Origin of the sequence: Sphingomonas bisphenolicum (genome assembly GCF_024349785.1) — a bacterium.
Classification (GTDB): Bacteria; Pseudomonadota; Alphaproteobacteria; order Sphingomonadales; family Sphingomonadaceae; genus Sphingobium; species Sphingobium bisphenolicum.
Genome location: NZ_AP018817.1, coordinates 154,271 through 179,835 on the forward strand (window position 1 = coordinate 154,271; position 25,565 = coordinate 179,835).

The 25,565-nt window shown below is 65.3% G+C and carries 25 protein-coding genes, 1 tRNA gene and 3 pseudogenes; 17 read left to right on the forward strand and 12 right to left on the reverse strand.

What is annotated here, in order from left to right:
• The first annotated feature begins 36 nt into the window (after window positions 1-36).
• The 10 genes and pseudogenes from SBA_RS00775 (at window position 37) to SBA_RS00820 (ending at window position 8,091) form a co-directional block, all read left to right on the forward strand.
• Window positions 37-749, forward strand: a pseudogene (locus SBA_RS00775) (IS5 family transposase).
• A gap of 498 nt (window positions 750-1,247) precedes the next feature.
• The gene (locus SBA_RS00780) at window positions 1,248-2,111 is read left to right on the forward strand and encodes a D-amino-acid transaminase (RefSeq protein WP_261935560.1); all 864 of its coding nucleotides are present in this window, start codon (window positions 1,248-1,250) and stop codon (window positions 2,109-2,111) included.
• A gap of 232 nt (window positions 2,112-2,343) precedes the next feature.
• Window positions 2,344-3,361 (forward strand): annotated as a pseudogene (locus SBA_RS00785) (winged helix DNA-binding protein).
• A 61-nt stretch (window positions 3,362-3,422) separates the two neighbouring features.
• Window positions 3,423-3,498 (forward strand) — tRNA-Val (locus tag SBA_RS00790).
• Window positions 3,499-3,507: 9 nt separating this feature from the next.
• The gene (locus SBA_RS00795) at window positions 3,508-3,795 is read left to right on the forward strand and encodes a hypothetical protein (RefSeq protein ID WP_261935561.1); all 288 of its coding nucleotides are present in this window, start codon (window positions 3,508-3,510) and stop codon (window positions 3,793-3,795) included.
• A gap of 46 nt (window positions 3,796-3,841) precedes the next feature.
• A complete protein-coding gene (locus SBA_RS00800) occupies window positions 3,842-4,069 on the forward strand; it encodes a zinc-finger domain-containing protein (protein ID WP_224548034.1) in 228 nt (75 codons plus the stop codon).
• Between the two features lie 44 nt (window positions 4,070-4,113).
• On the forward strand, window positions 4,114-5,568 hold the full coding sequence (gene tldD, locus SBA_RS00805) for a metalloprotease TldD (RefSeq protein WP_261935562.1): 1,455 nt from the start codon (window positions 4,114-4,116) through the stop codon (window positions 5,566-5,568).
• A gap of 92 nt (window positions 5,569-5,660) precedes the next feature.
• Window positions 5,661-6,236, forward strand: a complete 576-nt coding sequence (locus tag SBA_RS00810; RefSeq protein ID WP_261935563.1) for a DUF924 family protein — start codon at window positions 5,661-5,663, stop codon at window positions 6,234-6,236.
• Between the two features lie 156 nt (window positions 6,237-6,392).
• On the forward strand, window positions 6,393-6,731 hold the full coding sequence (locus tag SBA_RS00815) for a P-II family nitrogen regulator (RefSeq protein WP_004209785.1): 339 nt from the start codon (window positions 6,393-6,395) through the stop codon (window positions 6,729-6,731).
• A gap of 13 nt (window positions 6,732-6,744) precedes the next feature.
• The gene (locus SBA_RS00820) at window positions 6,745-8,091 is read left to right on the forward strand and encodes an ammonium transporter (protein ID WP_224548031.1); all 1,347 of its coding nucleotides are present in this window, start codon (window positions 6,745-6,747) and stop codon (window positions 8,089-8,091) included.
• 139 nt (window positions 8,092-8,230) lie between these two features.
• Here the strand turns inward: SBA_RS00820 and SBA_RS00825 are convergent, their stop codons facing one another.
• The 4 genes from SBA_RS00825 to crtY all read right to left on the reverse strand — a co-directional run bounded on the left by SBA_RS00825 (window position 8,231) and on the right by crtY (window position 12,556).
• The gene (locus SBA_RS00825) at window positions 8,231-9,181 is read right to left on the reverse strand and encodes a phytoene/squalene synthase family protein (RefSeq protein WP_261935564.1); all 951 of its coding nucleotides are present in this window, start codon (window positions 9,179-9,181) and stop codon (window positions 8,231-8,233) included.
• Between the two features lie 133 nt (window positions 9,182-9,314).
• Window positions 9,315-9,896, reverse strand: a complete 582-nt coding sequence (locus SBA_RS00830; protein ID WP_224548029.1) for an LOG family protein — start codon at window positions 9,894-9,896, stop codon at window positions 9,315-9,317.
• 27 nt (window positions 9,897-9,923) lie between these two features.
• The gene (locus tag SBA_RS00835; RefSeq protein ID WP_261935565.1) at window positions 9,924-11,408 is read right to left on the reverse strand and encodes a phytoene desaturase; all 1,485 of its coding nucleotides are present in this window, start codon (window positions 11,406-11,408) and stop codon (window positions 9,924-9,926) included.
• Window positions 11,408-12,556, reverse strand: coding sequence for a lycopene beta-cyclase CrtY (gene crtY, locus SBA_RS00840; protein WP_261935566.1), 1,149 nt, complete (start codon window positions 12,554-12,556; stop codon window positions 11,408-11,410). Before crtY ends, SBA_RS00835 begins: the two co-directional genes overlap by 1 nt.
• A gap of 75 nt (window positions 12,557-12,631) precedes the next feature.
• Here crtY and SBA_RS00845 point away from each other — a divergent pair, with 75 nt between their 5' ends.
• Both SBA_RS00845 and dmeF read left to right on the forward strand, forming a co-directional pair.
• On the forward strand, window positions 12,632-12,904 hold the full coding sequence (locus SBA_RS00845; protein WP_224548024.1) for a metal/formaldehyde-sensitive transcriptional repressor: 273 nt from the start codon (window positions 12,632-12,634) through the stop codon (window positions 12,902-12,904).
• Complete coding sequence (dmeF, locus tag SBA_RS00850) at window positions 12,901-13,914, forward strand: CDF family Co(II)/Ni(II) efflux transporter DmeF (protein WP_261935567.1); 1,014 nt, start codon at window positions 12,901-12,903, stop codon at window positions 13,912-13,914. The genes SBA_RS00845 and dmeF overlap by 4 nt, the downstream gene beginning before the upstream one ends.
• 107 nt (window positions 13,915-14,021) lie before the next feature.
• Here the strand turns inward: dmeF and SBA_RS00855 are convergent.
• From SBA_RS00855 to SBA_RS00870, 4 genes and pseudogenes are all read right to left on the reverse strand, one after another.
• Window positions 14,022-14,611, reverse strand: a pseudogene (locus SBA_RS00855) (histidine phosphatase family protein).
• 16 nt (window positions 14,612-14,627) lie between these two features.
• On the reverse strand, window positions 14,628-15,437 hold the full coding sequence (locus tag SBA_RS00860) for a 3-deoxy-manno-octulosonate cytidylyltransferase (RefSeq protein ID WP_261936648.1): 810 nt from the start codon (window positions 15,435-15,437) through the stop codon (window positions 14,628-14,630).
• Entirely contained in the window at window positions 15,434-16,444 is a 1,011-nt protein-coding gene (locus SBA_RS00865) for a KpsF/GutQ family sugar-phosphate isomerase (RefSeq protein WP_224548020.1), read from the reverse strand. The genes SBA_RS00860 and SBA_RS00865 overlap by 4 nt, the downstream gene beginning before the upstream one ends.
• Before the next feature lie 299 nt (window positions 16,445-16,743).
• Complete coding sequence (locus tag SBA_RS00870) at window positions 16,744-17,745, reverse strand: NAD-dependent epimerase/dehydratase family protein (protein ID WP_224548019.1); 1,002 nt, start codon at window positions 17,743-17,745, stop codon at window positions 16,744-16,746.
• Between the two features lie 159 nt (window positions 17,746-17,904).
• On the opposite strand from SBA_RS00870, the gene SBA_RS00875 reads away from it, so the two are divergent.
• Together SBA_RS00875 and SBA_RS00880 are read left to right on the forward strand one after the other, a co-directional pair.
• Window positions 17,905-19,041: a GNAT family N-acetyltransferase gene (locus SBA_RS00875; RefSeq protein ID WP_261935568.1), complete on the forward strand. Its 1,137-nt coding sequence runs from the start codon at window positions 17,905-17,907 to the stop codon at window positions 19,039-19,041.
• Window positions 19,038-19,907 carry a cupin-like domain-containing protein gene (locus SBA_RS00880; RefSeq protein WP_261935569.1) on the forward strand — a complete coding sequence of 290 codons (870 nt, stop codon included), beginning with the start codon at window positions 19,038-19,040 and terminating at the stop codon, window positions 19,905-19,907. Before SBA_RS00875 ends, SBA_RS00880 begins: the two co-directional genes overlap by 4 nt.
• Here the strand turns inward: SBA_RS00880 and SBA_RS00885 are convergent.
• From SBA_RS00885 to bla, 3 genes are read right to left on the reverse strand one after another with little or no spacing between them, the layout of a single operon-like run.
• Window positions 19,885-20,952, reverse strand: coding sequence for a GNAT family N-acetyltransferase (locus SBA_RS00885; protein WP_261935570.1), 1,068 nt, complete (start codon window positions 20,950-20,952; stop codon window positions 19,885-19,887). The two genes, SBA_RS00880 and SBA_RS00885, sit on opposite strands and share 23 nt — an antisense overlap.
• Before the next feature lie 44 nt (window positions 20,953-20,996).
• Complete coding sequence (locus SBA_RS00890; RefSeq protein WP_261935571.1) at window positions 20,997-21,368, reverse strand: DUF962 domain-containing protein; 372 nt, start codon at window positions 21,366-21,368, stop codon at window positions 20,997-20,999.
• A gap of 52 nt (window positions 21,369-21,420) precedes the next feature.
• Complete coding sequence (gene bla / locus SBA_RS00895; protein WP_224548014.1) at window positions 21,421-22,476, reverse strand: class A beta-lactamase; 1,056 nt, start codon at window positions 22,474-22,476, stop codon at window positions 21,421-21,423.
• A 96-nt stretch (window positions 22,477-22,572) separates the two neighbouring features.
• On the opposite strand from bla, the gene ung reads away from it, so the two are divergent.
• Both ung and SBA_RS00905 read left to right on the forward strand, forming a co-directional pair.
• Window positions 22,573-23,286 (forward strand): uracil-DNA glycosylase, encoded by a 714-nt coding sequence (gene ung / locus SBA_RS00900; protein ID WP_261935572.1) that lies wholly within the window; start codon window positions 22,573-22,575, stop codon window positions 23,284-23,286.
• Between the two features lie 114 nt (window positions 23,287-23,400).
• Entirely contained in the window at window positions 23,401-23,751 is a 351-nt protein-coding gene (locus SBA_RS00905) for a glycine zipper 2TM domain-containing protein (protein WP_224548012.1), read from the forward strand.
• Between the two features lie 118 nt (window positions 23,752-23,869).
• On the opposite strand, the gene rpoZ is transcribed toward SBA_RS00905, so the two are convergent.
• The gene (gene rpoZ / locus SBA_RS00910) at window positions 23,870-24,214 is read right to left on the reverse strand and encodes a DNA-directed RNA polymerase subunit omega (RefSeq protein ID WP_007708529.1); all 345 of its coding nucleotides are present in this window, start codon (window positions 24,212-24,214) and stop codon (window positions 23,870-23,872) included.
• A 126-nt stretch (window positions 24,215-24,340) separates the two neighbouring features.
• Here rpoZ and SBA_RS00915 point away from each other — a divergent pair, with 126 nt between their 5' ends.
• Window positions 24,341-25,543 carry a phospholipase D-like domain-containing protein gene (locus SBA_RS00915; RefSeq protein ID WP_390902359.1) on the forward strand — a complete coding sequence of 401 codons (1,203 nt, stop codon included), beginning with the start codon at window positions 24,341-24,343 and terminating at the stop codon, window positions 25,541-25,543.
• Window positions 25,544-25,565 lie beyond the last annotated feature (22 nt).

The following is a 25,565-nucleotide window of genomic DNA, read 5'->3' on the forward strand; positions in this document are numbered from 1 at the left end:
GATCGCTTTGTACTGACGGACGCCCAATGGGCGCAGATGGAACCGCACTGTCTGGGCAAGATCACCGACCCCGGACGCAGCGGCAGAAACAACCGGCTGTTCGTGGAGGCAGTGCTGTGGATTGTCCGCACTGGAAGTCCATGGCGCGACCTACCGGCGATGTTCGGCAATTGGAGCACGGCATTCCGCCGATTTCGCGATTGGCGGGAAGCCGATGTTTTCAAGCGGATTTTCGATGCTCTGTCGGATGAACCCGACATGGAATACGCCATGATCGATGCCACCATCGTCAAGGTTCACCGGCACGGCCAGGGCGCAAAAGGGGGACTCAGAGCCAGGCCATTGGTCGTTCCAAAGGAGGCATGACGACCAAGATCCTGGCTTTGACCGATGCGCTGGGCAACCTTGTCCGCTTCCGCTTGATGCCCGGCCACCGCTTCGACACGGTTGGCGTTGCTCCACTCATCGACGGCATCAAGTTCGGCGCACTGCTCGCTGACAAGGCTTTCGACAGCAACGATATCGTCGCCGATCTCAACGAGCGGGGTGCAAAAATCGTCATCTCGCAGCACCCGCGACGCGCCAGACCCATCCCGCTCGACGCCGAAATGTACAAGTGGCGCCACCTCATCGAAAACTTCTTCTGCAAACTCAAGGAATTCAAGCGTATCGCCATGCGCGCCTGCAAAACCGATCGCAGCTTCGAGGCCATGATCCACCTCGCTGCAGCCGTCATCAATTCCCGGTGAATCCCCACAAGCCTTAGAACGTCTCACCAATATTGCCTCACGGACTGGCAGCTATCGCGTATAGGATCACATTGAATTAAAGCCCGGCTTTGGTCGTTCCGCGACGCGTCCCTTACCTCGACATCCTCCTTCAACCAACACTTCCAATGTAGGATTTTCTCTGATCTACCCATGGGATGCGACAACGCCCTTCCTTCTACCCCATCCCATACCCCGTGACCCGGATGGCGCGTCACAGGCGCGTGGGTGTGACCCAGGTGGCGCGTCCGCGATACCTATGCGGGGCTCAACCGAGGCCTGACCGCGACGCGCGCCCTGCCTCACCCACGCCATTCCGTCGCATTCTCGAATCCTCGATCCCCAAAAAACGCCAGCGACGGTGTGAACTTCGATGCGTGACCCGACCGCGACGGTCCTTGCCCCTCACCCCTTGACCCCGCAGACCCGACCGGCAAAAGCGGCGGCCAAACCCACCCGATAAGGATCGCACCCGCTCCCATGTCCGCCTCAACCGCCATCGCCTATCTGAACGGCCGCTTCCTGCCCCTCGAAGACGTCCGCATTTCCCCGCTCGACCGCGGCTTCCTGTTCGCCGACGGCATTTACGAAGTCGCAGCCGTGATCGACGGCAGGCTGGTCGACAGCGCCAGCCACCTCGCCCGGCTCGAACGCTCCACCGCCGCGATCGGCATCGCCCTGCCACTCAGCCTGGCCGACATCGAAGCCGCGCAGAAGGAACTGGTCGCCCGCAGCGGCCTGACCGAAGGCCTCGTCTATCTCCAGATCACCCGCGGCGCCGACGCCAGCCGCGACTTCATCGCCTCGCCCGACATCCAGCCGACCCTGTTCATGTTCATGCAGGACAAGGTGCTGGTCGATCTGCCCGGCGTGCAGACCGGCATCGCCGTCGCGACCATGCCCGACCTGCGCTGGGCGCGGCGCGACATCAAGAGCGTCGGGCTGCTGGCGCAGGCCATGGCCAAGCAGGCCGCCAACGAGGCCGGCGCGCAGGAAGCCTGGATGGTCGAGGACGGCTTCGTCACCGAAGGCGCCTCATCCACCGCCTTCATCGTCACCGACGAAGGCATCGTCACCCGCCCCTACAGCCAGTCGGTGCTGGCCGGCTGCACCGGCGCGGCGCTGACGGCGCTGGCGGAGGAAAGCGGCATCGCCGTCATCCGCCGCGCCTTCACCGTCGATGAAGCGCTGGCCGCCAAGGAGGCGTTCATCACCAGCGCCTCGACCCTGTGCCTGCCGGTGGTCCGGATCGACGGGCAGGCAGTGGGCGACGGCACGCCCGGCCCGGTCGCGATGCGACTGCGCGCGCTCTACCTCGATTTCGCCCGCGCGACGGCGGTGTGACAATTGACTCCATTATGGAGGTGGCTTCATCCTTTGTTGGGAGGATAGGAAACTTCCTGCATTCTCCCGCCAAAACGGCGACAAGCTGGACGAAAGATCGCGCCAGATGGGCGCGGCGCGCAGCCCTGCGACGCCTTTGCTCCAGACCCTATCCATAACGGGCATTGTGTGGGGCTGAAACGATCCGTTCTTGCTTTATTCTCCGTAACGAAGGTAGAACAGGATTCGGATCATGATGGAAGATTTCTCCTACGCCCACCCCCTGACCGGCCAGGCCACCCCGCTGGCGCCGCGCGACGAGCGCGCCAGCCTTTTGGTGATCGCGGACCGGATGGACGCCCGACCTGGCGCCGGTGGCCGCGGCGGCGGGCTTCCGCCTGCTGGGCGTGACCGCGCTGGCCGACGCCCCGGTCCGGCTCGACCTTCAGGCCCAGTGCGACACGGTCCTGTTCTTCTGCCCGGCCATGACGCCGCTGCTGGAACGGCTGCTGGTGCAGCTCGAAACTCAGGCGATCCAGAATGGCATGGCGGTGATCCTGGTCGCCGGGTGGGAAACGGTGGAACTCGCCTTCGCCTGCCTGCGCGGCCCGCATACGCAATTGCTCTGCGATCCCGACCGCACCGAACTGGCCGCGGCGCTGGTCGCCGCGGGCGAACATCGGCCGGTCGTCGGTCATGTCCATGAAGTCGATCGGGAAGGCGCCCGGCTCCAGCAGTTGAGCGAGGAGGTAGGCCGCCTCGCCCGCACGCTAGACGCGCTCACGGAGCGGACGCGGATGGCGACGCCCAGCTTCGACCTGGGCCCGCGCATTTCCGATCGGCCGAGCGACTATATCGGGATGCCTGCGCTGGCCCCGATCGGCACGACTGTCGGGTCGCTGGCCCAGACGGCGGAGAAAGCCGCGCCCGCGATCACCGCCGCCCAGGTCCGCGACCTGTTGCGCGCCAGGCGCATCCGCGCAGACTTCCTGCCCGGCGATCTGTTCGCCGATCCGGCCTGGGACATGATGCTGGACCTGCTTGCCGCCCGGCTGGACCATGAGCGGGTATCGGTGTCGAGCCTCTGCATCGCCGCTGCCGTGCCACCGACCACCGCGCTGCGCTGGATTCGGACGCTCACCGACAAGGGACTGGTGGAGCGGCATGCCGACCCGCATGATGGCCGCCGCGTCTTCATCGCTCTGGCGCAGGAGGCTGCCGATGCGCTCACCCGCTGGTTCGGCGCCAGCCGCCGCCTGCTCGGCGCCTGATCATGTCCTTCCACCCTTGACCGCCGCGCTTTTTGCCGTAGATAGGCGCTCTCCCGATAGGGGGCGATTAGCTCAGTTGGTAGAGCGTCTCGTTTACACCGAGAATGTCGGCGGTTCGAGCCCGTCATCGCCCACCAGTTTTACCGATGAAGACACGGTCCCAAGCACCGCTTACGGCGAAACAGGCGGGCGCGGGCGCGCGCCGCCATCAATCCGCATCCGTAACGTTCATCGTGCAGCAAGCATGGATATCGCATTGTTACTGCATGCCATTCGCAGCTTTCTTCGGCGGCACGTTCATGCCTCTCATGCTGATGCTGTCGCCGCTGGCGGTGATAGCGGTCAGCGATTGCACACGCTGGCATTCCGTCGCCAAAGCGGCCAAGGCGGACGGCCCCAGGCCGTGCACCCGCCATCGCCTGCCATTGATGTAACGGCGGATATTGCGGCGCAGCGCGGCCGCTGCTAATCCCGCGTCCCATGATCCAACCGCCCGAAATCCTCCGAGTCTCCAAATCCCGCGTGTCCTGCGACGGTAGCGGAGATATCCCTGCCGCGCTTGGCCACCCCCGCGTCTTCCTGGAGATCGACGAACATGGCTATGTCGATTGCGGCTATTGCGACCGGCGCTTCGTGCTGATCGGCGGCGCGGCCGACAATGGCGAGATCGTGACCAAGCCGGATATCGCATCGGGCGCCAGCCTCTAAAATTTCCATTGGGCTTGGGGACCGCCGCCCCTATATCGGGCGGCATGACCGATCTCGCTCCCCTGTTCACCCCCGGCTTCACTGACGCCCGCGGCCTGCTCTATCGTGCGGGTCTGCTCGATCCCGATGGCGCCCGGCGCCTGACCGCCGAGGCGTTGAAAGCCTGCGACGACGGCGAACTCTACCTGCAATATCGGGCAAGCGAGAGCTTCGGCTTCGACGACGGACGACTCAAGACCGCCGATTATTCGACCGACGCGGGCTTCGGCCTGCGCGGCGTATCGGGCGAAATGACCGGCTTCGCCCACGCCAATGACATCAGCGAAGCGGCGATCCGCAAGGCGGCGCAGACGCTGACCCTGCTCGATCCGGCCAGCAGCCCGCCCGCGCCGCCGCCCCAGCGCACCAATCGCCACCTCTATACCGACGCCAACCCGCTGGAGATCGTCCCCTTCGCCGAAAAGGTGAAGCTGTGCGCCGAGATCGATGCCGCCGCCCGCGCCCGCGACCCGCGTGTGGCGCAGGTGTCGGTCAGCCTGGCCGGCAGCTGGTCGGTGGTCGAGATCATCCGTGCCGACGGCTTCACCGCGACCGACATCCGTCCGCTCGTCCGCCTCAACGTCTCCATCATCCTGGAAGAAAATGGCCGCCGCGAAACCGGCGTGTTCGGGATTGGCGGGCGCTATCTGTATGACGAAGTGATGGACCGCGCCGTCTGGAACCGCGCCATCGACGAAGCGCTGGCCCAGGCGCAGGTCAATATGCGATCGATCGCGGCGCCTGCGGGCGAAATGACCGTGTTGCTCGGCCCCGGCTGGCCAGGCGTGCTGGTGCATGAGGCGATCGGCCATGGCCTGGAAGGCGACTTCAACCGCAAGGGCACCAGTGCCTTTTCCGGCCGGGTGGGCCAGCGGGTCGCTGCGCCCGGCGTCACGGTGGTCGATGACGGCAGCATTCTCAATCGCCGCGGCTCGCTCTCGATCGATGACGAAGGCACGCCGACGCAGGAAAATATCCTCATCGAAGACGGCATCCTCAAGGGCTATATGCAGGACCGGCTCAACGCCCGGCTGATGGGCGTCGCGCCCACCGGCAACGGCCGTCGCGAAAGCTACGCCCATGCCCCCATGCCGCGCATGACCAACACCTTCATCAAGGGCGGGCAGGACGATCCGGCCGAATTGCTCAGCCGCATGAAGTCCGGCATCTTCGCCAAGAGCTTCGGCGGCGGGCAGGTGGACATCGTATCGGGCAAATTCGTCTTCTCCTGCACCGAAGCCTATAAGGTGGAGAATGGCAAGCTGACCGATCCGATCAAGGGCGCGACCCTGATCGGCGACGGCCCGACCGCGCTGACCAAGGTGGCCGGCATCGGCAACGACTGGGCCTTGGACGAAGGCATCGGCATGTGCGGCAAGGGCGGGCAAAGCGTGCCCGCGGGCGTGGGCCAGCCGACCTTGCTGATGGAAGGCCTGACGGTCGGCGGCACGGCGACGTAACAAGCCAGGGTCTCCGTACGGCAGCGCGGCGACCGGAGCCTTTTCATATATGAGTGGCGGGAACCGAAGCGGCCGTCCGTCATTGGACTTGGATGAACATGCTGACCGACAGCCATGATGCAGTGACCGCAGATTGGGCCGCGGCGCTGCTGGATTTCTGGTTCAATCAGGTAGGCGAAGCCGGCTGGTGGAGCCACGACCCGTCGCTCGACCGGCAATGCGCCCGGCAATATCGTCAAACATGGCAAGACAGGCGGGCCCTGCCGCCCGAAACCTTTCTCGACCGGGCCGATGATGCGTTGGCGGCGGTCCTGCTGTTCGACCAGATGCCACGCAATATGTTCCGCGGAACGGCGCAGGCCTTCGCCACCGATGCGCTGGCCCGGGATGTGGCGCGCGGCGCCATCGCGCACGGCTATGATATCCAGATCGGCGGGGCAGGCCGGCTGTTCTTCTACATGCCCTTCCAGCATAGCGAGGCGATCGAGGATCAGGATTTGTCGCTAACCCTGTTCGAAGGCACAGGCGACGAACGGTCGCTCGATTTTGCGCGTCAGCACCATGCAACCATTGCCCGGTTTGGCCGTTTCCCGCATCGCAACGCCGCTCTGGGCCGCGAAACGCTGCCGGAAGAGGCAGACGCGGCGGCCAAGGGTGCTGGCTGGTAAAAAATCTGCCCATTTTTTAGGCAGAGAATGGCTGCTGCTCATTTTTTCGGCGCTGCACCATAGGCGGCCGCGATCCAAGCCCGCATTAACGCGTCATTAGCGTTTTGGCACGCCTCTTGCTGAGTATGCCCTCGCACACCAGTAACAGGGGGCGACATGAAACTTGTCATGGCTATCATCAAGCCGTTCAAGCTTGACGATGTCCGCGAGGCACTCTCCTCGCTCGGCATCGCAGGAATGACGGTCAGCGAAGTGAAGGGCTTCGGCCGCCAGAAGGGGCAGACCGAAATCTACCGCGGCGCCGAATATTCGACGAATATGGTCCCGAAGATCAAGATCGAGGTGGTCTGCGACGACGACCTTGCGCCGCGCGTGGTCGAAGCGACCCAGGCGGCCGCCAATTCGGGCGCCATCGGCGATGGCAAGATCTTCGTCCTCGATGTCGGTCAGGCCGTGCGCATCCGCACCGGCGAAACCGGCGAAACCGCGCTGTAAGAAGGGGGAAATAATGACCTTTTCCAAGAAACTTTGCGGGATAGCGGGGGCAACCGGCCTGTCGCTGTTCGCCGCGCTGCCTGCCTGGGCGCAGGACGCGGCGGCGCCCGCCGCCACGGTCGACAAGGGCGACGTCGCCTGGATGATGACCTCCACCGTTCTGGTCCTGGCCATGATCCTGCCCGGCCTCGCCCTCTTCTACGGCGGCCTGGTGCGCAGCAAGAACATGCTGTCGGTAATGACGCAAATCGGCGCGGCCGCGTGCCTCGCGATGCTGATCTGGGTGATCTACGGCTATTCGATGGCCTTCGGCCCCGACTACACCAGCGGCCTTTCCAACTTCATCTCGACCTTCGACAAGGCGTTCCTGAAGGGCGTCACGCCCGCTTCCCAGGCCGCGACCTTCACCGCAGGCGTCGAAATCCCCGAATATGTCTTCATCTGCTTCCAGATGACCTTCGCCGCGATCACCGTGGCGCTGGTGCTGGGTTCGGTGGTCGAACGCATCAAATTCTCGGCCGTGATGGTGTTCGCGGCCGTCTGGCTGACGATCGTCTATTTCCCGATCGCACACATGGTCTGGGCGGCTTCGGGCTACTTCTTCAAGGCCGGCGCCCTCGACTTTGCGGGCGGCACCGTGGTCCATATCAATGCGGGCGTCTCCGCGCTGGTGGCCTGCATCATCCTGGGCAAGCGCATCGGCTTCCCCAAGGAGCCGATGGCCCCGCACTCGCTGGTCCTGACCGGCGTCGGCACCGGCCTGCTGTGGGTCGGCTGGTTCGGCTTCAACGCCGGTTCGGCGCTGGAAGCCAATGGCTCGGCGGCTCTGGCCATGATCAACACCTTCGTCGCCACCGCTTCCGCCGGCCTGTTCTGGATGCTTGCCGAAAAGCTGAACGGTCATAAGGGTTCGGCTCTGGGCTTCTGCTCGGGCATCATCGCCGGCCTCGTCGCCGTCACCCCGGCCGCCGGCAACTCCGGCCCGTTCGGTGCGATCATCCTGGGCGCGGTCGCCTCAATCGTCTGCTTCTATGCCGTCACCGTCCTCAAGCCCAAGCTTGGCTATGATGACTCGCTGGATGCCTTTGGCATTCACGGCATCGGCGGCATGATCGGCGCCATCGGCACCGCCATCGTCTACTCGCCCGCCTTCGGTGGCCCCGGCGCGGAAGACTATGCAATCGGCGCCAAGCTGCTGGTTCAGGTCGAAGCGGTCGTCGTGACCATCATCTGGGCGAGCATCGGCACCGCCATCGCCATCTTCATCGCCAAGGCCGTCACTGGCCTGCGGGTCAGCCAGGAAGTCGAACTGGAAGGCCTGGACCTCGGCGAGCATGGCGAACGCGCCTACAATTATTGAGATTGGCAGGGCGGCCCGCCTGTCGGGCAAGGGCCGCCCGCCTCACCTTGTTCCTCCTGCGAACATGCCTTGGGCCGGTGTGAAAGCACCGGCCCTTTTTTTTGGACGCGCCGGTGCGAAAGCATCGGCCCTTTTTTCGTCAGGCCGGGCGGGTCCAGAGACTCGCAGGGCGCGGCACAGCGGCCGGCCAGCGACTTGCACGGCCGGCTACCTGCACCGCCGCGCGCGCCACCCAGCCCAGCTTCTCACGCTTGGGGGTGACAACGCGGTGGTCCCACGCCTGTTCGCCACGGCGCGCGACTGCGCGGGCGATGTCGCCGTAAATGCCGGCGGCCGCCAGCACCGCCCAGGCGGCGCGGGGCGGCAATGCACCGGTGCCGTGGCGGGCGCTGTCCTCATAGGCGGCGGCCATGTCGGCCAGTCGGCGGGACAGGATCGCCAGCCGGGGCCTGACCCAGGGCTTCATATGCTCGCCCGGCGGGATGTCCATTTCGGCAAGCCATAATTGCGGCAGGTAGCAGCGATCCGCCGCTTCATCCTCGCTGATGTCGCGGGCGATATTGGCCAGTTGAAAGGCAAGGCCCAGATCGCAGGCACGGTCGAGCGTCGCGCGGTCTTTTGGGTCCACGCCCATCAGCACCGCCATCATGCAACCGACCGCGCCCGCGACATGATAGCAATAGCGCAGCATGTCGGCTTCGCTGCGCGGCCGCCAGTCGCGCGCGTCGAGCGCGAATCCCTCGATCAGGTCGTGGGCGTAGCGTTCGGGGATGGCGCATTCGCGCATGACCACGCCGAAGCCGTCGAACGCCGGGTCGCCGGTCGGTTCGCCGCGTAGCGCCTTGTCCGTCAGCACGCGCATCATCGACAGACGGGCCTGCGCATCCGAAACGCTGGTCATCGCGCCGCCATGATCCTGGCCATCGGCGATATCGTCGCACTTGCGGCACCAGGCGTAGAGCAACCAGGCCCGCTCACGGGTTTTCCGGTCGAACAGCTTCGATGCCATGGCGAAGGATTTGGAGCCGCGCGCGATGCTGTCGCGGGCGTGGGCGACGAGGGCGGGGCGGTCGGGGATTGAAGAGGACATGCGGCGAGACATGCCCTGCCTTGCAAGGAAAGTCACCCAACGACCGTTCGTTTCGAGCCTAGTCGAGAAGCACAGGGAACGCGCCAACCGCTTCTCGACTTCGCTCGACGCGAACGGATGCGTTTTTATACCGTCAGAGCCTGTCTGCCTTCATCGCGAAGATCGTCTCGTGAGGCTGATAGGCGGCCATGGCGTCGACCAGCGCCTCGATGCCGTCGGCATGGATCATGATTCCCGCATGTTGGGCGCGGATGAAGCCGGCCTCCACCATCTGCCGGTTGAAGCCGATCAACTGATCGTAGAAGCCCGCGACATTGAGCAGGCCGACCGGCTTGCTGTGATAGCCCAGTTGCGCCCAGCTGATCGCTTCCCACAATTCGTCCATCGTGCCGACGCCGCCCGGCAGGGTGACGAAGCCGTCCGACAGGTCCGTGAAGAGCTGCTTGCGCTGGTGCATGGTCTGGACGACATGCAATTCCGTGCAGCCGCGATGCGCGACCTCCGCGCCGACCAGGGCTTCGGGGATCACGCCGATCACCTCGCCGCCCGCTTCCAGCGCCGCATCCGCCACCGCGCCCATCAGGCCGAGCCGCCCGCCGCCATAGACGACGCCGATGCCGCGCTCCGCCAGCGTCCGCCCGACATGGCGCGCCGCGTCGATATAGGTGAGGTCGGCGGGGGTCGCCGATCCGCAATATACAGCCAGTCTTTTCATTATGTCCGTCCGCGGGGTCATGCCCCTCTATCGTAAATCGTCCAGCATCAGCGCCGCGGTCGCCTTGGCGCTGCCCACCACGCCGGGAATGCCCGCGCCGGGATGGGTGCCGGCCCCTACCAGATAGAGGTTGGGAATGACATCGTCGCGATTATGTGCGCGGAACCAGGCGCTCTGGGTCAGCAGCGGCTCCAGGCTGAAAGCGCTGCCCATGTGGGCGTTGAGGTCGCGGCCGAAATCGCTGGGCGCATAATGGAAGCGCGTGACGATGCGCGAGCGGATGTCGGGGATCAGGCGATGCTGGATTTCATCCAATATGCGTTCGGCATAGGCATGGCCGAACTGGTCCCAGTCGATCGGCAGCTTGCCCATATGCGGCACCGGGGCCAGCGCATAGAAGGTCGAATGGCCGTCCGGCGCCATCGACGGGTCTGTGACCGTCGGATGGTGCAGGTAGAGCGAGAAATCCTGAGGCAGCACGCCATGATCGTAAATGTCGGTGAGCAGCCCTTCATAGCGCGGCCCGAACAGGATCATATGATGCGGGATGCCGGGCCAGCTACCCTTGATACCGAAATGCAGGACGAACAGGCTGGGCGACCAGCGTTTCTGGCCGAGCTTGTCAGCCTGTTTGATCCCACGCGGATGATGGCCGAGCAGATCGCGATAGCTGTGCATCAGGTCAGCATTGGTTGCAATCGCGTCCGCCTCCCCGCGCCAGCCCGAGGCGGTGTGGACCGCCGTCGCCTTGTCGCCATAGGTTTCGATCCGGGTGACCGCATCGCCCAGCCGCAGCGTGCCGCCCAGCCGTTCGAAATGGGTCGCCATGCCATGGACCAGCCTGTTCGTGCCGCCCTTCGCGAACCAGACGCCACCATCCTTTTCCAGCTTGTGGATGAGGGCGTAGATGGCGCTGGTCTTCATCGGATTGCCGCCGACCAGCAAGGTGTGGAAGGAGAACGCCTCGCGCAGCTTCTCATTCTTCACATGGCTGGCGACGACCGAGTAGACCGAGCGCCACGCCTGATATTTGGCGAGGCTGGGCGCCGCCTTGATCATCGAGGCGAAGTCGAGGAAGGCGACCGAACCGAGCTTGCGATAGCCCTCCTCATACACGCCCGCAGCATAGTCGCAGAAGCGTTCGTAGCCCGCGACGTCACCCGGATCGAGCTTGGCGATTTCGGCGCGGAGCGCGGCTTCGTCATTGCTGTAATCGAAATTGGTGCCGTCGCGCCAGTTGAGACGGTAGAAGGGCGACACCGGCATCAGGGTGACGTCCTGCGCCATGTCATGACCCGACAGCCGCCACAGTTCGGCCAGGCAATCAGGGTCGGTGATGACGGTCGGTCCGGCGTCGAAGGTGAAGCCGTCCTTTTCCCACATATAGGCGCGCCCGCCGGGGCGATCGCGGCCTTCGACCAGGGTGGTGTCGATGCCGGCCGATTGCAGGCGGATGGCCAGCGTCAGGCCGCCAAAGCCTGCGCCGATGACGATCGCGGTCCTGTTGGTCATCAGGCGGGCGGGTTCCATAATGTTCGCATGGCGTCCCTTATGGGTACAGGGGGCCGTCCGCACAAGATGCGGATACGGTCCGCGATGGTCGAGCGACCGGCATAGAAGCGCTGGATCAGGTCCGGGCGCAGCCGATAGAAGCGGGCGAAGATGCGCCAGCGCTGATCGGGCATGGCGGCGCCGAACAGCATCCTGCCGAGCAGCCGGTAATAGCCGCCGCGCCGCCAGTGCGCCTTGGCATAAGCGCGGGTCGCGGCAGGCAGGCCGTCGAGCGGCTGATTTGCCAGCCAGAGCGCGAAGCGCACGGCATCGGGCAATGAATAGCCGGTCATCGGCTGGAACAGGCCGGCGCGCACCCCGGCGCGGGCGACCGGGTCGTCCTTTGGCCAGTAGCGCTCGAAATCGCCGCCATGCACGACCGGCAGGACGCCCTGTTCGCGATGGACCACCTCGCCATGCCACCCCTTTGCCTGCGCATAGGCAGCGATGCGGGCGTCTAGCGCGGGTACGTCGAGGTCCGGCGTATCGCTATAATAGGTGTCCTCGATGAAGAGAGTGCGATCGTCCCAGGGAAGTAGATAGACGAAGCGATAACCGTCGATCTGGTCGACTGTCGCATCCATGATGACCGGGCGGTTTATGCCATGGGGATCGTCGCAGCGGATGGCATGGCCGACGAATTTCTGCCAGCCGCAGCGCAGGGCCGACAAATCCCCCGCCCCGCGCGCGTCGATCACCGCCTGTGCCCGGATTGTCCGACCGTCGATCAGGTGGATGGCGCGGGGATCGACCGCATCCGCCGTCGCGCCGGTCAGCAGGCGATCGCCCAATTGGCGTTCGAGAGCGACAGCCAGTTGGACAGTAGTCACGCTGTTATAAGGCGTCGCCAGATCGCGCCTGTGGCCGGGGAAATACACGGCATGGCCCTGCGGCCAGCGATGGGCGACAAGCGGATCGATGAGCCAGCGATCGGCGGACGCGACATCGCCGTCGAAGAAGGACCAGAGATGATTGCCGCCAGGGCGCTCCCCCTGTTCGACCAGCAGCAGCCGTACCTCCGGCCGCAACGCGGCGAAGGCGAGCGCGATCAGCCCGCCGGCGAGGCCGCCGCCGATGATCGCCAGGTCGCAGTCCAGATCGCTCGTCATGGCGCCCCTGATAGGGGAGCGGCGCATCCCGATCCACTCTTGCTTTTCCGCAATTATAGTATAGGGGGGTATCCTATGCACATCATAGCGGATCGGGATAAATTGCTGGCGCGGGTGCGCCGGATCGCGGGACAGGTCGCCGCCGTGGAGCGGCAATTGTCCGGCGACGCCGGCTGTTCGGAAACATTGCAGCTGGTGGCGTCGGTGCGCGGCGCGGTGGGCAGCCTGATGGAGGAACTGATCGAGCAGCATATGCGCGAACATGTCGCCCGTCCGGGCCTGTCCGACGAAGCGCGCCAGGCGGCGACCGAGGAAATGCTGGCGCTGATCCGCCGTTACGGGAAATGACGATGCACGACGACGACAGGCAGGATCATCACGGGCATGGCCATCACGACCATGGGCATAATGATGCCGATCATGGCCACGACCATGGCCCTGCCGGCATGGCCGACGATGGCGAGGAAAGCCATTATTTCGACCATATCTACCTGTCCGCCGGCCACGACCAGAATGCGAAACGAACGCTGTGGGTTGTCTGGCTGACCGCCGCGACGATGGTGGTGGAAATCGCTTTCGGCTGGATAACCGGGTCGATGGCGCTGCTGGCGGACGGATTCCACATGGCGACCCATGCCGGGGCGCTGGCGGTGGCGGCAGCCGCCTATGGCTATGCCAAGCGCCATGCGCGCAACCCGCGCTACACATTCGGCACCGGCAAGGTCGGTGACCTGTCGGGCTTCGCCTCCGCGCTGCTGCTGGGCGTGACCGCGCTGTTCATCGCGGTCGAATCGGGGTTGCGCCTGTTCCAGCCGATCGACGTCGCTTTTGGCGAGGCGACGCTGGTGGCGGTCGTCGGCCTGATCATCAACATCATCAGCGCGCTGCTGCTGGGCCACGATCATAGCCACGACCATGGGCATGACGATGATGGCCATGACCATGGACATGGCCATGCCGACAATAATCTGCGCGCGGCCTATGTGCATGTGCTGACCGACGCGCTGACGTCGGTGCTGGCCATCGGCGCTCTGCTGGCTGGGCGCTATCTGGGATGGTGGTGGATGGACCCGGCCGTCGGCCTGCTGGGCGCGGTGGTGATCGCACGCTGGGCCTGGGGCCTGATGAAGGACACCGCCGCGATCCTGCTCGATACGGCGGAGCCCGCGCTGATGGCGCGGGTGCGCGCGCAGGCGGAAGCCGAAGGCGCCACCATCCGCGACCTGCATGTCTGGCGCATCGGTCCCCATGCCCATGCCGCGATCATCAGCCTGGCCCCCGGCGCCGACGCGCCCAAGGTAAGGGCGCGGGTGCGCGCGCTCCCGCGCATGGAGCATGTCACGGTGGAGTGCGGGTAAAGGACTAGAGCACGCTGCGTTACATCCGACGCACGTCGCGCGCTCTAAGTTTTTGGTGTCGCATCGTTTCAAGCAGAAAAGCGGTTCCCACTTTTCCGCACGATGCTCTAAGGTCGCTCGTCCCAGCGTACCAGCGTGACCCCACCATCCTGATCGACGGCCAGTTCGCCAAAAGCCCCGGTCCGCAACTTCAGCGCGCCGAGCGGCAGGCCCGCCGCGATCAAAGCAAAGCGCGCCGCGCCATTGCTCGTGACGAGCAGGTCCACGCCCGTGCCGCCCTCCGCGAAGAAGGCGCGCCAGGCGGCGATGCGGGCGTCGGCATCCACGATCCAGCCATCGGGTGCGATGCCGCGCTCGTCCCAGTCGGCCAGCGCCTGCGCACCGATCCGGGCCAGCACCGCCGCCTCCGGCCGCCCTTCGTCGGGACCATGGTCGATCTCCCCCAGCCAGTCGCGCGCACCATCGGGGCATGGCCAGTCGCGGCGGCGATATGATCGGCCGTTTCGCGGGCGCGCAGCAGCGGACTGGACAGGAGGCGGTCGATCGGCAGCGCCTGGCGCGCGAACCAGTCGCCCAACCGGCCAGCCTGCGCATGACCGCTGTCCACCAGCGGGATATCGGTGCGGGCGCCCACGCGACAGGCGTCGGCGCTGCTGGCGAAGGTATTGCCGTGGCGGAGGATGAAGATGCGGCGCATGAGGACGGACGGACGATCAGAGCGGCGGGGTCGGGTCGCCATAGACGGCGATCAGCGCTTCGACGCGACTGATGTCCGCCTCCGTATCGATGCCGCTGCTGTCGAAGCGCGGCGGATCGACCGCGACGGTCATGACCGATATGCCCAGTTCGAGCAGGCGCAACTGCTCCAGCCCCTCCAGATTTTCCAGCACCGTCGGCGGGCAGGCCTCGAACCGCTCCAATGCGTCGAGCGCATAGCCGTAGAGGCCGACATGCCGCCAGACCGGAGAGCGGGGATCGGTTTCGCGCAGCTTGTCCTCATTGCGGATCGCCGGGATGATCGTCTTGGAAAACCACAGCGCGCGTCCATCGGGCGCGCGGGCGCAGGTAGTGCCGCTGAAGGGAGATCGCGTCTTATGCTCGCGCAGCGCATCGAGCGCGGGCCAATCCAGCGCGATGACCGGTGTGGCGACCGGCGCGCCGTCCTGCAACGCGGCGATCACCGCGCCGAGCGCTCCTTCGGGCTGGAAGGGCGAATCGCCCTGGAGATTGACGACGAAGCGCGGTGGCGAGGGCTGGGCCTGCGCCGCGGCGAGCGCGCGGCCCGAACCTGTGGCGATGGCGCTATCGGTCATCACCGCATCGCAGCCGACAGCGCGGGCATGGTTGGCGATCGCCTCGTCATCGGTTGCAACGGTCAGGGCGATGCCCTCGCGCGCACCAATCGCCGCGCGCGCCATCGCGATCGTGCGATGGAGCAGCGTCCGCCCGGCAATCAGCCTGAGCGGCTTGCGCGGCAGGCGGGAAGACCCCGCCCGCGCGGGAATGACGACGAGAAGGCTCAGGCAACCCCGGCGTGGAGCAGGTCGTGCATATGGACCGCGCCGATCAGACGGCCATTTTCGCAGACGAACAGCAACATGATATTGCGCTCATGCATCAGGTGCATCGCTTCCGACGCGAGTTCATCGGGGCCGACCGCAAACGGGGTCAGCGTCATGGACCGGCCCACGGCCTCGGTCAGATTCTGCTTGCCGGTTACGGTGCGGCGCAGGTCGCCATCGGTGAAGGCGCCAATCAGCCGGCCGTTACGGTCGACGATCGCCGTCCCGCCAAGGCGCGCGCGCGTCATTTCGATGGTCGCGTCGAGCAGCGAGGCGTCTTCCCGCACCATCGGGACGTCGTCGCCGGTGGCCATCAGTTCGCGCACCTTGACCAGTTGCGCGCCGAGTCGGCCATTGGGATGGAATTTATGGAAATCGTCGGCGGAAAAGCCACGCATCTCCATCAGCGAAATCGCCAGCGCATCGCCCAGCGCCATCTGCACCGTGGTCGACGTCGTGGGGGCGAGCGAATTGGGGCAGGCTTCCTCCACTTCGGGCATCAGCACGCACATGTCGGCCGCCATGGCGACGGTGCTTTGCTCCTGCGCAGTGATGGCCACCAGCGGAATGGCGAAGCGCTTGCAATAATGGATGATCGGACCGAGTTCGGTCGATTCGCCCGAATGGGACAGCATCAGCACGACGTCATCCGGGGTGATCATGCCCAGATCGCCATGCCCTGCATCCGCCGGGTGCAGGAAAATGGCCGGGGTGCCGGTAGAGGTGAGCGTCGCCGTCATCTTGCGCGCGACGATGCCGCTCTTGCCGATGCCGGTGACGATCACACGGCCGCGCACTTTCATGATCACGCCGATCACGCGCAGGAAGGTAGCGGCAAATTCCCGTTCCGAGAATTTGGCCTCCAGCGCATTCAGCCCTGAGGCTGCAATCGAAAGACTGCGGCATGCAGTCTCGACGATACGGCCGCCTGAGCCGAACGGTACAATCTTCGAAGCTGGTGTCGACACGCGTTTGCCCTTTTATCCGTTTCTCACGACCAGATCACCCGGCCGGATCAACGGCGACGAACCATCGTATTCGATGTGTCGTCTTTCCCTCGTTCCGCGACCCCTAGCTGATTTCGCAACCAGCATGGGAGCATGGCTTACGCTGTTTCAGGCACTTATGGCAATGTATTTTGCAAGTGCGAAAGAAAAATTGCCGCAGGTAAGCGGGCAATATCAGGACCATGTTAAGGTGAACTGATTATTTATAGCGACGAGCCGTGGAACCTTTTCCTATTTCCTATCCGCATTGCATCATGTCGTCATCGTTCCGCATGATAGGTGCGATACCATTGGACGAATCGCGGCACGCCCGACTCGATTCCCGTTGTCGGCGCGAAACCAATATCCTGCGAGATCGCGCTGATATCTGCATAAGTGGCGTGAACATCGCCCGGCTGCATTGGCTGGAAGTCGATCGCGGCCTTTTTGCCCAGGGCGTCTTCCAGCACGGCGATCAGATGCATCAATTCTTCGGGGCGGTTGTTGCCGATATTATAGAGCCGGTGGGGCGCCCGACTGCCGCCGGCCTTGATTGCGCCATCGTCGGCGGGGGGATGATCGAGGCAACCGACAATGCCGGCGACGATATCATCGATATAGGTGAAGTCGCGCTGCATCCGGCCGTGGTTGAACACCGGGATCGGCTCCCCCGCCAATATCTTCGCCGTGAAGATCCACATCGCCATGTCGGGACGGCCCCAGGGGCCATAGACGGTGAAGAAGCGTAACCCCGTCATCGGAATACGGAAGAGATGGGCATAGGTTTCGCTCATCAGTTCGTCGGCGCGCTTGGTCGCGGCATAGAGCGAGACGGGATGGTCGGCGCGATCTTCCACCCGGAAAGGCAGCATGTCGTTGCCGCCATAGACCGACGAAGAAGATGCATAGACGAGGTGCCGCACCCGCCGCTCCCGCGCCAGTTCCAGCATGTTGACATGGCCGGCCAGATTGGAGCGGACATAGGCGTGGGGATTGATCAGCGAATAGCGCACCCCGGCCTGCGCGCCCAGATGCACGATCGCCTCGATCACCTGATCGGCCAGGGCGGCATGCAGCGCGTCGAGATCAGCGAAATCCAGTTCGTGGAAGGTGAAGAGCCGACCATGGGCCGCCTGCAACTGCGCGATCCGGTCGCGTTTCAGCGATACCGGATAATAATCGTTCATATTGTCGATACCGACCACGGCATGACCCTGCGCCAGCAGCCGGTCGGCGACATGCATGCCGATAAATCCGGCAGCTCCGGTAACGAGGATGGTCATGCACTTCCCTCTCGGCTGGGCGCAGATGCGCGGCCCCTCCCCCCGTCTCAGACAATCCACCACGGCTTGTAAAGCCCTCATCGGCTCCAAGCCGCGCGGGACGCTCAGGCTTTCGCCGATCTTTACCGCGCTCTAATCTTTATCGTCTATGCGAAAGCCATGGACATGGCATCCCATCCCACGCCCCCGGCCGCGCCCTTCGGTCTGACCGGGCACGGACAGCGCGACCGCTGGCTGGCGCTGGCGCTGGACGCAGCGGAGGCCAACGCTTTCTATGCGCCCGACATGCTGGGCGCCGCGATCGACCATCTGGCAGGCGACGGCGACGTCCACCTGATCGAGGCGCGCGATGGCGACATGGCGATCGGCCTGTTGCCGGTCGTCCGCAAGCCCCGCCATGGTCGGCTGCCGATCGGCTGCGTGGCGAACTGGATGCACGATCATTGTTTCTTCGGCGCGCCGATTATTCGCCAGGGGCATGAGGTCGCGGCCTGGCGCAACTTCCTGGCGCAACTGGACGCGGCCCCCTGGGCGCGCGGCTTCCTGCACCTCCAAGGACTGGACGCCGCCGGGGCCAACGCCGCGGCGCTGGAGGCATTATGCGTGGAGCAGCGGCGCGGCCGGCTGGAAATCCACCGCTACGACCGCGCGATGCTGCGATCGGACCTCACGGCCGACGCCTATTGGGAAACGCAGGTCCGGTCGAAGAAGCGCAAGGAATTGCGGCGCCTGCAAAAACGGCTGGCGGAGATGGGCGCGGTCGAGACGCGCCTGTTGAGCGAACCGGATGAGCTGGCGCGCTGGTGCGGCGATTTCCTGGCGCTGGAGGCGTCGGGCTGGAAGGGGCAGGAAGGCACTGCGCTGGAATGCAAGCCTGCCGACGCCGCCTTCTTCCACGCCGCCTGCACCGCCGCGTTCGACGCCGGGCGCCTGCACATGCTGCGCATCGACCTGGACGACCGGGCGATCGCGATGCTGGTCAATTTCCGCCATGGCGAGGGCGCCTTTTCGTTCAAGATCGCCTTCGACGAGACGCTGGGCCGCTTTTCGCCGGGCGTGCTGATCGAGATCGCCAACCTGAACGCGGTGCAGGCCGATCCGGCGATCGGCTGGATGGACAGTTGCGCCGCCCCCGATCATCCGATGATCGACAGCCTGTGGGCGGAGCGACGGACCATCGTGCAATATCGTATCGCCCTGCATGGCGCCGGCGTGGCCCGGATGCAGCGCAGCGCCGCCTTCGCGCTCGCCAACGGGGTGGAGGCGATCGCCAGAAAAATGAAAGGACAGGCATGACCGCCCGTAGCCCGATCGCGCCAGCCGCCGACGCCATTTTCCCGGACGACGCCCGCGCCGCCTTTGCCGCCGCCTATCCCGACCAGTCGACGAAGCTGCATCATGGGCTGATCGGCCATGGCCTGCTGACGCTCGACGCGCTGGCGACCCTGGCCGAGCGGATGCCCGCCGCCTCGGTCGAATATAATCTGGGCAAGTTGCCGCTGGGCGTGCGCCCGGAGGATACCCCGTCCAATGGCCTGACCCTGGGCGAGACGATCCGGACGATCGACACCAATGGTAGCTGGGCCGTGCTCAAGAATGTCGAGCGCGACCCGGCCTATGCCGCGCTGCTGGACGCGGCGCTGGCGGAACTGGCGCCGATCGTCGCGGACAGGACCGGGCCGATGCTGCATCGCGAGGCGTTCATCTTCCTCTCTTCGCCGGGCAGCGTCACTCCTTTCCATATGGACCCGGAGCATAATATCCTGCTCCAGATCATGGGCATCAAGACGATGACCGTCTTCCCCGCGCGCGACCAGCATCTGGTTCCGGCGCAGAAAAGCGAGGATTTTCACGGCGGCGGCCACCGCAACCTGGTGTGGCAGGACGGGTTCAAGGCGCATGGCACCGCCGTGCGGCTGGAGCCGGGCGACGCGATCCATGTGCCGGTAAAGGCGCCGCATTTCGTCGAGAACGGCCCGACCGTATCGGTCAGCCTGTCGGTGACATGGCGGTCGGAACGCAGCGTGGCGGAAGGCGAACTGCACAGTTTCAACGCCCTGCTGCGCAAACGCGGCCTGCCGGTCGGCACGGTCAGCGCGCGCCCGGAGGCACAGGGGATACGCCGCCTGATCTATCGCATCATGCGGAAGCTGGGCGCCTGAGCAAGCGGCGCAGCAGCGCTTCGGCTTCGAGGCGCGGGCTGAACCGTTCCAGCACCCACCATTCGAGAGACTCCTCGCAGGTGGCGAGGCTCTGCTTGTAGCGATCCTTCCCCGCCAGGAGCGAATAGCGGGACAGGCCGCGCGCAGCATAATGACCGACCGCCGCCGCATGGCAGAGCAGGCCGGGCTTGTCCTTGGCGGTGCGCGCCGCGGCGAAGGCGGACTGATAGTTCATCGCCACGCCGCGATGGACGAAATTGACCAGCAGCCCGACCACGCCGCCGGCATCGGCGAAGCGCAGCAGTTCCACCGCGCCCGATGGCAGTCCGCGCGCGCAGATCGTGCCGACGAAGCTGCGGAAGCCGGCATCGTCCCAGGCGTTGTCGGCATGGCGGCCGCCGTTGAGCGCGGCCATCTCCTCCAGCCAGGGGATGACGTCATCAAGCCCGCCGATAGCAACGTCGGGGAGTGGGCCGCCATGATCCTTCATCGCGCGGCGGATCTGGCTGCGCGTATTGGCGCTGAGCAACGACAGATAATCGCCGTCGGCGACGCGCACCGCGTCGAGATCGACCTGATAGACGGGAGAGACATCGACCCGGAGGCGGCGGCGCGCGGGCAGACCAAGCAACGACGAATCGGGCGCGATCCCGCTCAGCGTCAGCGCCCGCCAGTCGCGGCGGCGCGCCAATGCGGCGAGCGCGGCGACGGTCGCCTCCGCTTCCCTTCCGGCTTCGACCAGCAGGCCATTATATTCGACATAGGGCCGATCGGCCTGGGGATCGCCCGACTGGTTGAGGCTGAGCGTCGCCACGCCCCCCAACAGGCGCGGCCGCATCGCATGGCCGACCAGCGCCAGCGCCACATCCTGCCCCGCTGCGTCGGTGACCGCCAGCAGATCAGGCCGGACGCCATAGCTGTCGAGCCATGCCCCTACCCAGGTCCAGCCGAGGAAGAAGCTGCCGTCCGACCGCGCCTCCAGCGCCTGCCAACGTTCAGCCAAGGTCGCCCGGTCGGGCTGCGAGAAGATCGCGGACAATGTCATCGCGCCCCTTGTGGCAGAGCGCCGGGGCGGGTCAAGCGGATCGGTCAGACGGACATGCGTCTAGCCGGATCGACAGTGCCGTCGGGCCGTACACCGGCACGGGCGAGGTCGCGACCCATGCGACCGGTGAGAAAGCGATACCACATGACGAAATCCGCGCGCAGCGACCAGAGCGGGTAGCGGAAGGTCGCAGGGCGATTGCGTTCGATCAGGCCGTGGCCGGCCCAGGCGAAGCCATAGCCTGCCAGGGGCAAGGCCACGGCCATCCACCACCGCCCGGCAAAGGGCGCCGCCGCGACGAGCGCCGCCACCAGGCTGGTGCCGGCATAATGGAGCGCGCGGGTGCCCGGACGCGCATGTTCCTGCAGATAATAAGGCCAAAAGTCGCGGAAGCGCTTCATGCGTGTCACGGCCATATGCCTGGCATCCTCTCTTTGACCGCGAGCGTAACGAAACAGCCGGTGGCTGTTAAGTCTTATGCGCCAGACCGTGCGCCCTGTCGGGAGCATAGAGGAAATAATCGTAAGCGGCCCGCGCCGCCTCCGCGATGATCCGGTCGCGCGCGACATGGCCCTTGCCGTCCTTCATCACGAAAACCGCGATTGCGAAGCGGCGGCCATCGGGCAGCCGCACCACGCCGACATCGTTGCCGATGCCGTTGAGCGAGCCCGTCTTGTGCGCGACCGCGGTACCGGGCGGCAACATGCCGACGATGCGCTTCTTGCCCGTTTCGCAATTCGCCATGATCGTGAACAGCCGCTGCGTGCTGGCCGCCGACAGCGCGCGACCCGATTCATAGGCGGCGATCAGGTCGAGCATCGCCGTGGGCGTGGACGTATCCTGCAATTCAGCGGCGAAGGCCATGTTGGGCAGGTCGCGCAGGTCGCGCGTGACCAGTTGCGGGTCAGCGCGGCGGGCTGCGTCCGCATTCTGGCGGAAGCTGCCCGCCAGCGGATGGATGCCCATGGCGCGGTAGAGGAGATGGGCGGTGTCGCTGTCGACGCGCAGCCCGGTGACGCCGAGCTTGTTGACGAAGCCGGTGATCGCCTGCGGCCCGCCCGCCCGCGCGACCAGCACGTCGGTCGCATTATTGTCGCTCTTCTGGAGCATCAGTTCGAGCAGCCGGTCGATCGACAGGGTCGCGCCGGGGCGGGAGAACATCCAGGCGATGCCGCCCTCGCTCGCCAGCGCAGGATCGAGCGCAAGCTGTTCGTCGAGCCGCGCCTCCCCCGCATCGACCAGCGCGAAGATGCGCCCCGCCACCGCCACTTTATAGGCGCTGGCCATCGGGAACAGCGTGTCGCCGTTCATCGCCTGCGTCTCGCCGGTCTGGAGATCGCGCACCGCGATCCCGACCGAACCATCCGACAGGGCCGCAAAGCGCGCAAATTCACCCAACAGTTTCGCTTCGGCGGTCTGCTGGACCAGCGGCTTGGGCGGCGGGCCGAAGGCGTCCGCGCTGGGCAGTGGGGCGAGAAACAGGCCGAAAGCGGCGAGCAAGCTGACGGGACGAGCGAACGACATGTTTTGCCTGTCGCGGATCAGCGCGCGGGAGGCAAGAGGCTTTGCCCCCGAAACAGGCAGGTTGACAGGACTTTGCGCCCCGCGCCATCAGACGGCATGAGCGACACCATCAAGCTGCACGAAAGCTGGCGCGCGCCGCTGGCCGACCAATTCGCCGCCCCGCACATGCAGGGACTGAAACATTTCCTGCAGGCGGAGAAAGCGGCGGGGAAGCGCATCTTCCCGAAAGGCAGCGAATATTTCCGCGCGCTGGACCTGACCCCGCTGGATCAGGTGAAAGCCGTGATATTGGGGCAAGACCCCTATCATGGCGAAGGGCAGGCCCATGGCCTGTGCTTTTCGGTACAGCCGGGCGTGCGCACGCCACCGTCGCTGGTCAATATCTACAAGGAGATGGAGGCGGATCTGGGCATCCCACGGGCCAGCCATGGCTTTCTGGAGCATTGGGCCAGACAGGGCGTGCTGCTGCTCAACAGCGTGCTGACGGTGGAGATGGGGCGGGCCGCGTCGCATCAGGGCAAGGGCTGGGAACTGTTCACCGACGCGGTGGTGCGGATCGTCGCACAGAAGGAAGAGCCGGTCGTCTTCCTGTTGTGGGGCGCCTATGCGCAGCGCAAGGCGGGCTTCGTCGATCAGAGCCGCCATCTGGTCATCAAGTCCGCGCACCCCTCCCCCCTTTCCGCGCACAACGGTTTTCTGGGATCGCGGCCCTTTTCCAGGGCCAACGCCTTTCTGGAAGCCAAGGGCCGCGGTGCGATCGACTGGGCGCTGCCGCCATTGGGCGGCGGGCAGCAGGCGCTGTCTCTTTAGATGTTCCAATGTCTTAGCTGAACCGCGCATAACAGGCCGGTTCAGGAACGAAACAAGTGCCTCATGCGATACCCCAATCACAGTCAGAGATTTCAGGGTTTGAGGAGAATATAGATGATCTTTCGTAAAGCCATTTTGGCCACCGCCCTTGCCGCCGCGTCGCTGAGCGCCGTGGTCCCCGCGACATCCTATGCGCGCGACCATGATCGTCGCGGCTATCATCGCGACTATCGCGGCGATCATCATCGTGGCGACCGCTATGCCGATCGGCGCGGCTATCGCGACGACAACCGCTACCGCTGCCGCAAGTCGGGCGGCACCACCGGTCTGCTGCTGGGCGGCGTAGCCGGCGCGCTGCTGGGCCGGGCCGTTGACACGCGCGGCGACCGTGCGCCAGGTACGATCATCGGCGCGGGCGCCGGCGCGCTGGCTGGCCGCGCGATCGACCGCAACGGCAGCTGCTAAAACAAAAAAGGCGCGTGGGACAATCCGTCCCCGCGCCTTTTTGCTGTCTCAAAAAGGTCGAGGCCCGGTCCCGCTTGCGCAGGCCGAGCCTCTTTCCCTCTCCAAACTCTTCCAGCGATCAGCCGTCGTAATCGCCGCCAATATTCTGGTTGCGCGGCGGCGCGGCGGCGGTCAGGCGCAGAGCCTCCGCCGACTGGGCGATCGAACCGATCTCGTCCGGCGTATCGTCATCGTCGATCTGCACCTTCTGCAGCGACGCGACGACCGAATCATGCAGATCGGCAGGCAAGACGGTTTCCTCGGCGATCTCGCGCAGGGCGACGACCGGATTCTTGTCCCGGTCGCGGTCGAGCGTCAGCTCGGCGCCGCCGGAAATCTCCCGCGCGCGCTGGGCGGCGAGCAGGACGAGGTCAAAACGGTTGGTAACCTTGTCGACGCAATCTTCGACGGTAACGCGGGCCAAACAGGGCCTCCTGCAAATAACGGAAGGAAAGTCGTGAACGGGCCGCCTAGCAGCCGTCCCTGCGAGAGTCAATGAAAAGGCCATAAAGCCATGGCGATACACGAGCGAAATGGGCATGAAGGGGATATGGCGACCGTCGAGCCCGCCCCAGCCTGCGCGCAAGCGGACGATATCCGCCTGGACCTGCACGGCAATCATCTGCGCCTGATCGCGGAAGGCCCGGCCCTGCGCGACACGCTGATCGCCCTGATCGACGGGGCGCAACACTGCCTGAAGCTCTATTATTATATCTTCGCGGCCGACGGCAGCGGAACGCTGGTCCGCGACGCGCTGATCGCGGCGCGACGACGCGGGGTAGCGGTGACACTCATGATCGACGGGTTCGGATCGTCCGCCACGCCCGACGCTTTTTTCGCGCCGCTGATCGAGGCGGGCGGGTCATTCGCGCGGTTCGGCACCAGCCGTTCCACCCGCTACCTGATCCGCAACCATCAGAAGATGGCGATTGCCGACGACAAAAGACTGATGATCGGCGGCTTCAATGTCGAGGACGGCTATTTCGGGATTCCCGCCGAGGATTGCTGGCGCGACATCGGCTTGCTGATCGTCGGCGACCAGGTCGAGGCGATGACCCTCTGGTATGGCCAGCTATGGCGTTGGGGATCGACGAAGAAACATCGCTTCCGCACTTTGCGGCGCATGGTCCGACAATGGCATCCGTCGCTCCATCACCACCCAGACGACCCGTTCCGCTGGCTGATCGGCGGACCGACCCGGCGCCTGAGCCCCTGGGCGCAAGTGGTGAAGCATGACCTGGAGCAGGCGGCGCGGGTCGATATGATCGCCGCCTATTTTTCGCCAGGACGCGGGATGCTCAAACGCATCGCCCGCGCCGCGCAGCGCAAGGGCGCGCGCATCATTCTGCCGGCCAGATCGGACAATGGCGCGACAGTCGCGGCGGCGCGATTGCTCTACGGGCCGCTCTTGCGGCGAGGCGTGAATATATACGAATATCAGCCGTGCAAGCTGCACATGAAGCTGATCGTCATCGACGATGCGGTCTATGTGGGATCGGCCAATTTCGACATGCGCAGCCTGTTCATCAACCTGGAGGTGATGCTGCGGGTGGAAGATGCCGGCTTCGCCGAAGAAGTGCGCCAGTTCATCGGGCGCGAGGCGGCGCGGAGCCGGGCGATCAGCCTGGAGGCGCATCGGTCGGGTCGCAGCGGGCTGACCCTCCTGAAACAGTGGATCAGCTATCTGCTGGTCGGCGTGCTCGACTATACGGTGACGCGGCGGCTGAATTTCCGCGACCCCGATGCCGATTGACGGGGAGGACGGGCCGCCCCCC